Genomic DNA, 11,751 nt, shown 5'->3' with positions numbered 1-11,751 from the left:
ACACAGTATATCGGTGTCGATCATCTGATCATCTCGATATAGCTACAGAGAGGGACTTACGAACCTGTAGTTATTTGGGACACCAGAAATCACCCCGAAACGATTCATACAGGCAAGAAAAAACCCCAACCGAAAACGGCTGGGGTTTCATGTTGGTGGAGCCGGCGGGAATTGAACCCGCGTCCGAAAGTCCTCTACAGGCAGTTCTACATGTGTAGTCGATCTATTTGAATTTAACCCTGCACTTAGCGGATCAACGCGCCGGTGCAAGGCGATTCACGTAATTTAGGTACGGTCCGTGTGACCCCAGACAATACCGATTCCTTGTGAATGACGCTGCAGTGGTTCGAAGCAAGCTTCTAGAGGGTTGCCCCTCTCCACCTAACCCAAGGACAGACTAGTGCAGCGGCACTGCTTAAGCAGCGAGTGCGAAACGCTCGTCGTTGGCGTTTGTATTTTTTCCAGTGGATTTACGAGCGAACTGGTGCTCGACATGCCCTGCTCTGCTTCGCGACCCCCGTCGAATCCGGATCGGCCCCGCGCCATTTGATTGTAACGCGCAATGTACGGCTTGTGTACTCAATCACGGAAATTGTCGAACTGCAGTGGCAGATCCACATCAACCTTGCGCAACAAAGCCATGACCGCCTGCAGATCGTCGCGCTTCTTGCCGGTCACGCGCAGCTTGTCGCCATTGATCTGCGTCTCGACCTTGAGCTTTTCGGCCTTGATCGCCGCAATCAGTTTCTTGGACACTGCCTGCTCGATCCCCTGCTTGAGCTTGATTTTCTGGCGTGCACCACCCAGGTTGACCTGGGGCGTTTCGGGATCAATACAGCGCGGATCGATCTTGCGTGCGCTCAGGCGTCCACGCAGGATGTCCTGCATCTGGTTGAGCTGGAATTCACTGGGCGCAATCTGCGTGACCACGAATTCGTCCAGCTCGAAGCTGGCATTGCTGCCCTTGAAATCGAACCGCGTGGCCAACTCGCGATTGGCCTGATCCACGGCATTGCTCAGTTCGTGCTTGTCGACTTCCGACACCACATCAAACGATGGCATGGCTTTCCTCCTGATACATCATCTGTCTACGGCAAACCGCCATCATACCGAAGGCGGCTCGAATCCGCCCATCACCTGCTGGCAAACCTGCAGCCAGGCACGCGCCGCATGCGACAGGTAACGGTCCCGTGGCCAGACATGTGCGGTCTGCCAATAGAGCGATGGTTTGACCAGCCGCGCAATCGACAGATCGTCAGTCTGCATGCGCCGCAACAGCGGCTCAGGCAACAGCGCCACCCCCAGGCCTGCCGAGGCAATCCCGGCAAGAAACTCCCAGTGTGTGCTCTGGGTCGCGATGACCGGCTCGATCCCGGCCTGGACAAACGCCTGCCTCAGGCTGCGGGTCAGCGCAAACTCATCCGTCAGCATCAACAAGGGAACGTCACGCAGCGTCTCCAGCTCCAGCGTCTTGCGCCCGTTCCAGGCCCAGTCCCGCGTGCTCACCGCGCAGATCGGATAGCGCCCGAACGGTCTGACCGTCAGATCCAGGTTGCCATTGACCGGCAACACGGTGGCCCCGACTTCCAGTTCCCCGGCAGCCAGACGCTGCTCAATCTCGGGAGCAGCCTCCTCGCGCAATACCAGCCGTATGCCTGGGTAGGCCTGCCGGTAGGCCTTGATGGCACCGGTAAACAGCAGGTTGACCGTGGGCGGGATACCCAGATGCAACTCACCCCGATCAAGTGCCGCCACATCCTGGACCTCAGCCGACAGTTGCCGCACGAGCGCCAGTGCCTGCTGCCCACGCTCGAACACGATGCGTCCGGTATCGGTTGGGGCAATCATGCGGCCATCACGGATCAGCAACGGCGTGCCAACCTCTTCCTCCAGTTGCCGGATCATCTTGCTGATGGTGGACTGGGTCACGCACAGTACATCGGCAGCCCGCGTAAAGCTGGCCTGACGGACGGTTTCGACAAAATATCGCAACGCTCGCAGGTCCATGACATCACCATGAGAAAAACGAATCAGAAGGATGATTTTAAGTCATAAAAAACGGCCTAGGGACTTCATATACTCGGTTCATCAGCTCAGTCTGAGCATAGAAAACATACATTGCATTTCACGGAGACAAGCAATGACCCTTGATCGTATCCGCCATCCGGCGCTGCACGGCAAAGTCATGACCGCGACAGACGCTGCCCGTTTCATCCAGGATGGCATGACCGTCGGCATGAGCGGCTTCACGCGCGCCGGCGACTGCAAGGCCGTCCCCGCCGCACTGGCACAGCGCGCCGAAAGCGAACCGCTGCGAATTACCCTCATCACCGGTGCCTCGCTGGGGCACGATACCGACAAGATTCTGGCCGATGCCGATGTGCTGGCCCGCCGCCTGCCCTTTCAGGTCGATCGCACGCTGCGCCGCAAGATCAATGCCGGCGAGGTCATGTTCATCGACCAGCACCTGTCGGAAACTGCCGAACAACTGCGCGGCCACCATCTGGCCCCTGTCGATGTCGCCATCATCGAAGCGACCTGTATCACGGAAGACGGCGGCCTGATCCCGACCACCTCGGTAGGCAATTCAGCCCAGTTCGTCCAGCAGGCCCGCCACATCATCATCGAGATCAACGAAAGCGTGCCGACCAGCTTCGAAGGCATGCACGACATCTACAACCTCGAAGAACGCCCACATCGCCAGCCGGTGCCGCTCACGGCGGCAGATCAGCGCATTGGCCAGCCGCACATCCAGCTCGATCTCGACCGGGTCGCAGCCATCGTATTCACGCGCGAGCCCGACAGCCCCTCCAACGTGCTGCCGCCCGACGCCGAAACCCGTGCCATCGCCGCCCACATCAATCGTTTCCTGGCTCAGGAGGTCAAGGCTGGCCGCATGCCGGACACGCTCTATCCGCTACAGGCCGGCATCGGCACGATCGCCAACGCCGTCCTGCACGGTTTCGAAGAATCCGACTTCCACGGCCTGACCATGTACTCGGAAGTGCTGCAGGACAGCGCCATCGCTCTGCTCGACAGCGGCAAGCTGGCTTTCGCCTCGGCTGCCTCCATGACACTGTCTGGTGACGTCTACCAGCGTGTCATCGACAACATGGAATTCTACAAATCAAGGATTGCACTGCGCCCGCAGGAAATCAGCAACCTGCCTGAAATCGTGCGCCGCCTGGGCATCATCGCCCTCAACACGGCGCTTGAGTTCGACATCTACGGCAACGTCAACTCGACGCACGTCAACGGTACGCACATGATGAACGGCATCGGCGGCTCGGGTGACTTTGCCCGCAATGCCCATCTGTCGATCTTCGTCAGCAAGTCGATTGCCAAGCACGGCGACATTTCCAGCGTAGTCCCCATGGTTCCGCACATGGACCACAACGAGCATGACGTGGACATCCTGGTCACGGAAATCGGGCTGGCTGACCTGCGCGGCCTGGCACCGCGCGAGCGGGCCATCCGCATCATCGACAACTGTGCCCACCCGGACTATCGCGAAGAGCTGCGCGACTACTTCAATCGTGCCTGCCAGTACGCCGGCGGCCAGACCCCCCATCTGCTGGACGAGGCCTTCTCCTGGCACACCCGCTACCTCAAGACCCAGAGCATGAAGCCGGCTCGCGCCCACCGCCCGGTACGCGAGGCAGAAGCAGCCCTCATGGACTGACCCCGCGCAACAGCCGTCACAGCACCAGCCTGGGGCCGTGCAGGCAAAACAGCATTCGTGAGTCCTTACACCGACGTCAGATGAGCGCTGACAACAGAGAAAGCGCCAGTTCCATAATGGAAGCTGGCGCTTTTTTTTCAGTGCCTGATGCAGTCAGGCTAGCCATATCACTACCGTTCGCTCAACCGCCGAACGTGATGTAGATCTTGTAGATGACGCTGCCCATGGCTCCCAGCAAGCCCAGTCCCATCAACGAGATGCCAAGGTTGCGCTCGCGCAGGCCAAAGCCGACCAGCATCAGAAATGCACTTCCAACAAGAATAATCCAGAACAGATTGATCCCCGAAAACATACAGTCGCCTCCCTGTTATTTTGCAAGATAGTTATACCAAATAAAAAGCCCCGCATGAGGCGGGGCTTTGCTGCCATGCCCGCGGCATGGCCATGCAACGGCTATGGATTACAGCGCGTTGATGTTGGTTGCCTGCGGGCCCTTGGCGCCTTGGGCGACGTCAAAGCTGACTTTCTGGTTTTCTTGCAGGGACTTGTAGCCGTCGCCCGAGCGGATTTCCGAGAAGTGAGCAAACAGGTCCTTGCCGCCGTCATCGGGCATGATGAAACCATAACCCTTGTCTGCGTTGAACCACTTAACGATACCGGTTGCCATACTGAGTAATTCCTGTAAAAAATTTGGGCTTGCACCCGACATGCATGAAAATCAAGGAAGGGACAGTAGAACAACTTCAGTACCAAAAAGGCAACCTGACACTGCATTGAACCGCAACTCTTGAAAATCGTGCAGAAGCACTATGAAGGTGGTTTACATTCTTGTCAATCGGTCTTGGCAAAACATGCGGGAAAACCACATGATCAGCCGGGACAAAGGCGCTGTCCATCCGGGTCAAAGCGTTTAGAATGAACCCTTTTGCGAAAAAATTATGTGGTTCAAGAATCTACAGGTCTACCGTCTCCCCAGCCCCTGGAACATCACTGCAGAGGCGCTTGAAGCCCAGCTCGCAGCGCATGCCTACCAGCCGGGCAGCGGTCTCGAAGCACAGCGCCTGGGCTGGATTGCACCACGCGAAGGTGGCGGCCTGGTACACGAGGTCGGCCACCAGTTGCTGATCGCGCTGCGCGCAGAAAAGAAGCTGCTGCCCGCCTCTGTCGTCAACCAGGTGGCCAAGGCTCGTGCCGCCGAGCTTGAAGAGCAGCAGGGCTTCAAGCCTGGCCGCAAACAGATGAAGGATCTCAAGGAACAGGTCACGGATGAGCTGCTGCCCAAGGCATTCAGCATCCACCGCGACACCCTGGTCTGGATCGATCCAGAATCGGGCTGGCTGGGCGTAGATGCCGCCGCCACCGCCAAGGCAGACGAAGTCCTCGGCCTGCTGCACAAATCGGTCAGCCCCCTGCCACTGCGACCTCTGCATGTCATCCAGTCTCCTGCCGCCGCCATGACTGCCTGGCTGGCCAGTGACGAAGCCCCCAGCAACTTCAGCATCGACCAGGATACGGAATTGCAGGCAGCTGGCGAAAGCAAGGCCACGATACGCTACGTCAAGCACACCCTCGACCCCGAGGATATCCGCCGGCACATCGCCTCCGGCAAGCAATGCACCCGACTGGCGCTGACCTGGGCCGACCGCATTTCCTTCGTGTTGACCGAAAGCCTGAGCATCAAGCGCATATCCCCGCTCGATGTGCTCAAGGAAAACGCCGAAATCAGCGGCATGAACGACGACGAGATTTTCGATGCCGACATGATGCTGATGACCGGTGAACTGAGCAAGCTGCTGGCCGATCTGGTCTATGGCCTGGGTGGCGAGCAGCCCGCCTGAACACCATCAGCCCTCGCGCCAAGACAGGCCTGCCAGGACAGCAGCCGATACACAAGGAGATCGATCATGCAGGACGATGAACTGATTGCATTGTTGAAACCCATCAGAACCGTTGCCATCGTTGGCCTGTCTCCCCGCGAGGATCGCCCCAGCCATGACGTGGCCCGCTATCTGCAGAACGCAGGCCTGCGTATCGTGCCTGTCAATCCGACCCTGCCCGCCGGCACCACCATCCTTGGCGAAAGCGTACAGCCTGATCTGCCATCAGCCGAGGCGGCATTGACTGCCGAGGGTCTGACACTGGATGTCGTCGATATCTTCAGACGCAGCGAAGCTGTGCCCCCCATCGTGGAGCAGGCCTTGCAGACCCAGGCCAAACTGGTCTGGCTGCAGTTGGGTATCCGTAATGAAGCGGCTGCAGTCGCGGTCACAACTGCCGGTCGACAGATGGTCATGGACCGCTGCCTGAAAATAGAATGGCGACGCCTGCTCGGCAGTGCCTGAAAGCATAACGGCGGTCGCGCAAGGCGCACCGCCGTTATCAGGTTCTCGTATTGAAGCGCCCTCAGGTCGACATGAAAAATACCTTGCGCGCCGCTGGTTGCGAAGTGGAAGCATCGTCCTCGGAAGCCTTCGCCACAGGTGTTTCCACCACGACAGGCTCGGCACCTACCATGCGCTCGACATAGCGGGCAATCGTATCGATCTCGATGTTGACCTTGCTGCCAGGCTGTAAACGCCCCAGCGTCGTGACTGTCTGGGTATGGGGAATCAGGTTGATGGAAATTTCGCAGCCACGATCCTGATCGGACACGCGATTGACAGTCAGGCTGACACCATCGACCACGACCGACCCTTTGATCGCCAGATAACGCCCCAGGTGCGACGGCACCATGATGCGCAGCTCTTTGGATTCGCCCGCCTGATCGAAACGCGTCACGACACCGATACCATCGACATGTCCTGATACCAGGTGCCCTCCCAGGGGATCGCCTACACGCAGCGCCTTCTCCAGATTGACGGGTCCAGGCTGCTCAAGCCCCACCGTCAGCGCCAGACTCTCGCAGGACACATCAACCTCGAAACAGGGTTCCTGAAGGGCCACCACCGTCATGCAGGCCCCCTGGATGGCAATCGAATCACCAATTGCAACATCGGCAAGATCCAGCGATCCCGCATCCACGGTCAGATGTACGCCCATCGCACGCTGGGTCGCTTCTTTTGCCTCGGCCTTGATGCGCCGAACATCGACGATCTGGCCTACGACCGCCACAATACCTGTAAACATGTTCAGTCTCCTTCCACTGCACAATCCTGCGTCGGTATCGACGCCAGCCCCTGCATCAGGGATTGCCAGCGTGCGGCATGACGCAAGCGCAGCCTCAGATCGTCGCCGACCCGGGCGTGCTCCATCCATTCGAAACGATCAGCCAACGATAGCTGGTCAAGTACAGCCAGGCGTGCCGCAGGCAGGCCTGGTCCCACCAGCATCGGTGCCACGTACCATAGTAATTCATCAATGCAGCCACTGCCCAGCAGTGCACCATTGAGACCGGCTCCAGCCTCGACGTGTACTTCATTGATATCCTGCTGCGCCAACCAACGCATCAAGGCCGGCAGATCGACCCGGCCCTGCCCGTCGGGCAAGGCAACGATACGGGCTCCGCGCCCTTCCAGCATCGCCCGACGTTCCGGCGATCCGGCAGCGGTAATCACCCATACATCATCGCCATTCAGGATCCTGGCATCCGGATGCAGACGCAGTTGCGCATCGACGATGACCCGCCTCGGTTGCCGGACAGTGGGCACATGACGCACGGTGAGAGCGGGGTTGTCCGCCTCGACCGTACCTATTCCTGTCAGGATAGCGCAACTACGGGCACGCCAATGATGTCCATCGGCCCGGGCCGCCTCGCCGGTGATCCATTGCGATACGCCATTTTCAAGTGCACTGCGGCCATCAAGAGATGCAGCGATCTTCATCCAGACCCAGGGCGTGCCGTCCCGCATGCGGGAGACAAAGCCAGGATTGAGCGCCAGTGCCTGCTCCAGGCATACACCGATCTCTACCGGAATACCTGCCTCGCGCAGCCTTCGCACACCTCGGCCTGCTACCTGCGGATTGGGGTCCAGCATGGCAGCGACCACCCTGCCGACCCCAGCCTGCACCAGCGTATCGGCGCAGGGTGGCGTACGACCAAAATGACTGCAGGGTTCCAGGGTCACATAGACTGTGGCACCCGCGACATCATGCCCCCGTGCTGCTGCATCACGCAAGGCGCAGACTTCCGCATGCGGACCGCCGGGCGGCTGGGTTGCCCCCTGCCCCAGAATCAGCCCATCACGCACGATCAGGCATCCCACACGAGGATTGGGGGTCGTGCTGTAAAGGACGGATTCGGCCAGCACCAGCGCCTGCTGCATCCAGGCGTGGTCAGTCCCTGCAGCAATCGTCTGAGGCGTCATGCCCATACTCCAGCCGATCCGTTTCAATGCCTGTCGCCAGGCGCAGGCGGACCAGCCAGTTGATTGATGACCTCAACGAACTGGCCAATATCCTCGAAGCTTTGATAGACAGAAGCAAAGCGGATATAGGCAACCTTGTCGAGCCTGAACAGCTCGGCCATGACCAGTTCTCCGATGAATTGCGAAGGGACTTCACGCCGACCATCGGAAAGCAGTCGCTCTTCGATACGCGTGACCGCTGCGTCGATCTCGGAAACGGCCACTGGCCGCTTGCGTAGCGCCAGGGAAAGGCTGCCACGCAACTTGGCCGGGTTGTAGTCAACACGATTGCCGTTGCGCTTGACGACAGCAGGCATCACCAGTTCTGCCCGCTCGTACGTCGTAAAGCGACGCTCGCATGCCAGGCAGCGACGCCGGCGACGGATCGTGTCTTTTTCCTCCGATACCCGGGAGTCGAGCACCTGGGTATCGGTATGCTGGCAGAACGGGCACTTCATGCAGATCAGCGATAGACCGGCAGACGCGTCGTCAGCGCATGCACCTTGGCACGCACTGCTGCAATGTTGTCTGCATCACGCGGATTGTCGAGCACATCGGCGATCAGGTTGGCCGTCAGTTCGCTCTCGGCCTCCTTGAAGCCACGCGTGGTGATCGCGGGCGTACCGACACGGATACCGCTGGTCACGAAGGGCTTTTCGGGGTCGTTGGGGATTGCGTTCTTATTAACCGTGATGTGAGCATCGCCCAGCACCGCTTCGGCTTCCTTGCCGGTAATCTGCTTGGCGCGCAGGTCGATCAGCATGACGTGGCTTTCGGTACGACCGGACACAATGCGCAAGCCGCGCTTGACCAACGTTTCCGCCATAACCTGGGCATTCTTGACCACCTGCTCGGCGTAGGTCTTGAATTCCGGCTGCTGCGCCTCCTTGAAGGCCACAGCCTTGGCAGCGATGACATGCATCAGCGGACCACCTTGGATACCGGGGAAGATCGCGGAATTGATGGCCTTTTCGTACTCGGCCTTCATCATGATGACGCCACCACGCGGGCCGCGCAGCGATTTGTGCGTGGTAGACGTGACGAAATCGGCGTGAGGCACCGGGTTGGGGTAAGCCCCCCCAGCCACCAGGCCCGCATAGTGGGCAATATCCACCATGAAGAGGGCATTGTTATCGCGTGCAATGCGGGCCATGCGCTCGAAATCGATGCGCAGCGCATAGGCCGAGGCACCGGCAACGATCAGCTTGGGCTTGTGCTCGGCAGCCAGCGCCTCGACGCGACCATAGTCGAGCGCCTCGTCGGCATCCAGACCATAGGCCTTGAAATCGTACAGTTTGCCGGAGGCATTGACCGACGCGCCGTGCGTCAGGTGGCCGCCTTCGGCCAGGCTCATGCCCAGTACGGTATCACCCGGCTTCAGGACGGCCATGTACACACCCTGGTTGGCCTGCGAGCCCGAATTGGGTTGCACATTGGCCGCCTCGGCACCGAACAGTGCCTTGAGTCGGTCAATGGCCAGTTGCTCGACCACATCGACGAACTCGCACCCACCGTAATAACGCTTGCCAGGGTAGCCTTCGGCGTACTTGTTGGTCAGTTGCGTGCCCTGGGCTTCCATCACGGCCGGGCTGGCGTAGTTTTCGGACGCGATCAGCTCGATGTGCTGTTCCTGGCGAACGTCTTCCTTCTGGATGGCGCTCCAGATGTCGGGGTCGGCCTGGGCAAGAGTGCGGGTGCGATCAAACATGAGAGTTCCTGATACGGAATTGCGGGAGAGGGAAACCGTCTATTCTAGCCGATCTGCCCAGCAGCCAGCGCCGGATTGAGGGTATAGATACCCTGCATGGAGGCCTGTGCCAACACATGCCCCTCGATGGCCTCCAGCACGGCCCGAGCGGTAAATGCCCCTTCAAGCGCCAGTGTATCGATGTCCAGCGCATACAGCGTGAAGACATAGCGGTGCGGCAGCGCATCATTCCAGGGTGGGCAGGGACCGTCATAGCCGAAGTACTCGCCATTCATGTCGCGGTCGGCGGCAAACCAGCCGGTATAGTCATTGATGCCCTGGCGTGCCCCCATCGGGGCCAGCGGCCCGCCCTTGCCTCGTGGCGTGACACCACCGGAAAAGGCACCTTCGGGAATCTCGCGCATTTCGGCACCCAGCTCGATCAGCACCCAATGGGTGAAATCGGTACGCGGCAGGTCGGCTGGCACCTCGCGCCCTTCCTGGTTGACATCGTCGGGCTGGCTCGGCGCATCCGGATCGTTACAGATCAGGACGAACGAGCACGTTCCCTCGGGCACCTCGTCCCAGGCAAAATGGGGGTTGAGATTGTCTGCCAGCGCGACGTGCGACTGCGCATCAATGCGAGCGAACGCATGGCGCTCGGGAATATGTTCGCCATCGGCAAAAGACTGACTCCAGAATTTCATGGCCTGCTCCTTGTCAATGTCGTCGTGTCCGCATCGGGCGGACACGTATCACTTTACCAAAGCCGTCCGGCAGCACGCACCCTACTTGAGCGTGACGCGTGCAAACTTGCGCTTGCCCACCTGCAGCACATAGGTGCCGGTAATCAGGGTGTGCGCCTTGTCCTCGACCTTCTGACCATCAACGCGCACCCCACCCTGCTCGACATTGCGCTGCGCCTCGGATGCCGATGCCGCCAGCCCGGCATCACGCAGAACCTTGAGGATACCCAACGGCGCGCCTTCCAAAGTGACCTCCGGCATGTCGTCAGGAATCGCGCCATCACGGAAACGCGCCTCGAATGCCGCCAGGGCCTGCTCGGCAGCCGCAGCATCATGGAAGCGCGCCACGATTTCCTGCGCCAGCATGACCTTGGCATCTCGCGGGTTGCGCCCTGCCTCTATCTCGGCGCGCAACGCCGCGATATCTTGCAGCGAACGGAACGAGAGCAGCTCGTAGTAACGCCACATCAGGTCGTCGGAAATCGACATCAGTTTGCCGAACATGGACTCGGGTGCTTCGGTCACGCCGATGTAGTTGCCTTTTGATTTGGACATCTTCTCGACGCCATCAGTTCCGACCAGCAACGGCATCGTCAGGATGCACTGCGGCTCGTGACCGTATTCCTTCTGCAGCTCACGCCCCACCAGGAGGTTGAACTTCTGGTCGGTGCCGCCCAGTTCGACATCGGCCTGCAGCTCGACCGAGTCATAGCCCTGCAGCAGCGGGTAGAGGAATTCGTGAATGGAAATGGGTACCCCACCCTTGTAGCGCTTGGTGAAGTCATCGCGCTCCATCATGCGAGCCACGGTATGGCGCGAGGCTAATTGGATCAGGCCACGTGCGCCGAGCTTGTCGCACCATTCAGAGTTGTAGCGGATTTCGGTACGGGCAGGATCCAGCACCAGGCTGGCCTGCTCGTAATAGGTACGCGCATTCTGCTCGATCTGCTCGCGGGTCAGCGGTGGGCGGGTCGCGTTGCGGCCACTGGGGTCGCCGATGGTAGACGTGAAATCGCCGATCAGGAAAATGACCGTGTGGCCCAGATCCTGCAACTGGCGCATTTTGTTGAGCACCACCGTATGCCCGAGATGAATGTCAGGTGCCGTAGGATCCAGCCCCAACTTGATTCGCAGTGGCTTGCCGGTAGCGCGGCTGCGGGCGAACTTGGCAGCCAGCTCGGACTCGACGAGGAGCTCGTCGCAGCCGCGTCGGGCGATCGCCAGATCGGCTTCGACTTCAGGCGTGATGGGGAACGGAGCTTCAGACATTTCAGTAAAAACCAGCAGTAAAGG

The 11,751-nt window shown here is 59.7% G+C and carries 13 protein-coding genes and 1 other RNA gene; 3 read left to right on the top strand and 11 right to left on the bottom strand.

The annotated features are described in order from the left end of the window. Positions 1 to 153 precede the first annotated feature (153 nt). The 3 genes from ssrA to DD235_RS02055 all read right to left on the bottom strand — a co-directional run bounded on the left by ssrA (position 154) and on the right by DD235_RS02055 (position 2,007). Positions 154 to 539: a transfer-messenger RNA gene (ssrA, locus tag DD235_RS02065) on the bottom strand. 40 nt (positions 540 to 579) lie between these two features. After that, positions 580 to 1,062 carry a YajQ family cyclic di-GMP-binding protein gene (locus DD235_RS02060; protein ID WP_109060386.1) on the bottom strand — a complete coding sequence of 161 codons (483 nt, stop codon included), beginning with the start codon at positions 1,060 to 1,062 and terminating at the stop codon, positions 580 to 582. A gap of 42 nt (positions 1,063 to 1,104) precedes the next feature. Beyond that, positions 1,105 to 2,007: a LysR family transcriptional regulator gene (locus DD235_RS02055; RefSeq protein WP_109060385.1), complete on the bottom strand. Its 903-nt coding sequence runs from the start codon at positions 2,005 to 2,007 to the stop codon at positions 1,105 to 1,107. Positions 2,008 to 2,140: 133 nt separating this feature from the next. Between DD235_RS02055 and DD235_RS02050 the strand changes: the two genes are divergently transcribed. Next, positions 2,141 to 3,682 carry an acetyl-CoA hydrolase/transferase family protein gene (locus DD235_RS02050; protein WP_109060384.1) on the top strand — a complete coding sequence of 514 codons (1,542 nt, stop codon included), beginning with the start codon at positions 2,141 to 2,143 and terminating at the stop codon, positions 3,680 to 3,682. A 181-nt stretch (positions 3,683 to 3,863) separates the two neighbouring features. On the opposite strand, the gene DD235_RS16840 is transcribed toward DD235_RS02050, so the two are convergent. Together DD235_RS16840 and DD235_RS02045 are read right to left on the bottom strand one after the other, a co-directional pair. Further along, positions 3,864 to 4,034 carry a hypothetical protein gene (locus tag DD235_RS16840; protein ID WP_164497330.1) on the bottom strand — a complete coding sequence of 57 codons (171 nt, stop codon included), beginning with the start codon at positions 4,032 to 4,034 and terminating at the stop codon, positions 3,864 to 3,866. A gap of 108 nt (positions 4,035 to 4,142) precedes the next feature. Then, a complete protein-coding gene (locus DD235_RS02045) occupies positions 4,143 to 4,349 on the bottom strand; it encodes a cold-shock protein (protein ID WP_109060383.1) in 207 nt (68 codons plus the stop codon). Between the two features lie 271 nt (positions 4,350 to 4,620). Here DD235_RS02045 and DD235_RS02040 point away from each other — a divergent pair, with 271 nt between their 5' ends. Together DD235_RS02040 and DD235_RS02035 are read left to right on the top strand one after the other, a co-directional pair. After that, positions 4,621 to 5,520 (top strand): recombination-associated protein RdgC, encoded by a 900-nt coding sequence (locus DD235_RS02040; RefSeq protein WP_109060382.1) that lies wholly within the window; start codon positions 4,621 to 4,623, stop codon positions 5,518 to 5,520. A gap of 66 nt (positions 5,521 to 5,586) precedes the next feature. Next, positions 5,587 to 6,024, top strand: a complete 438-nt coding sequence (locus DD235_RS02035) for a CoA-binding protein (RefSeq protein WP_109060381.1) — start codon at positions 5,587 to 5,589, stop codon at positions 6,022 to 6,024. 61 nt (positions 6,025 to 6,085) lie between these two features. Here the strand turns inward: DD235_RS02035 and DD235_RS02030 are convergent, their stop codons facing one another. The 6 genes from DD235_RS02030 to tyrS form a co-directional block, all read right to left on the bottom strand. Beyond that, the gene (locus DD235_RS02030; RefSeq protein ID WP_109060380.1) at positions 6,086 to 6,808 is read right to left on the bottom strand and encodes a riboflavin synthase; all 723 of its coding nucleotides are present in this window, start codon (positions 6,806 to 6,808) and stop codon (positions 6,086 to 6,088) included. Between the two features lie 2 nt (positions 6,809 to 6,810). Next, positions 6,811 to 7,986, bottom strand: coding sequence for a bifunctional diaminohydroxyphosphoribosylaminopyrimidine deaminase/5-amino-6-(5-phosphoribosylamino)uracil reductase RibD (gene ribD / locus DD235_RS02025; protein ID WP_239989999.1), 1,176 nt, complete (start codon positions 7,984 to 7,986; stop codon positions 6,811 to 6,813). A gap of 23 nt (positions 7,987 to 8,009) precedes the next feature. After that, a complete protein-coding gene (nrdR, locus tag DD235_RS02020; RefSeq protein WP_109060379.1) occupies positions 8,010 to 8,483 on the bottom strand; it encodes a transcriptional regulator NrdR in 474 nt (157 codons plus the stop codon). Positions 8,484 to 8,488: 5 nt separating this feature from the next. Continuing rightward, a complete protein-coding gene (glyA, locus tag DD235_RS02015) occupies positions 8,489 to 9,733 on the bottom strand; it encodes a serine hydroxymethyltransferase (RefSeq protein ID WP_109060378.1) in 1,245 nt (414 codons plus the stop codon). Between the two features lie 44 nt (positions 9,734 to 9,777). Further along, the gene (locus tag DD235_RS02010; RefSeq protein ID WP_109060377.1) at positions 9,778 to 10,419 is read right to left on the bottom strand and encodes a YbhB/YbcL family Raf kinase inhibitor-like protein; all 642 of its coding nucleotides are present in this window, start codon (positions 10,417 to 10,419) and stop codon (positions 9,778 to 9,780) included. 81 nt (positions 10,420 to 10,500) lie between these two features. Further along, a complete protein-coding gene (gene tyrS, locus DD235_RS02005; protein WP_109060376.1) occupies positions 10,501 to 11,727 on the bottom strand; it encodes a tyrosine--tRNA ligase in 1,227 nt (408 codons plus the stop codon). Positions 11,728 to 11,751: the final 24 nt, after the last annotated feature.

Origin of the sequence: Corticimicrobacter populi, from assembly GCF_003123725.1 — a bacterium.
In the GTDB taxonomy this organism is placed as follows: domain Bacteria; phylum Pseudomonadota; class Gammaproteobacteria; order Burkholderiales; family Burkholderiaceae_B; genus Corticimicrobacter; species Corticimicrobacter populi.
Note: the sequence above shows the minus strand (reverse complement) of the source record. Positions and strands in the feature narration are given on the sequence as shown.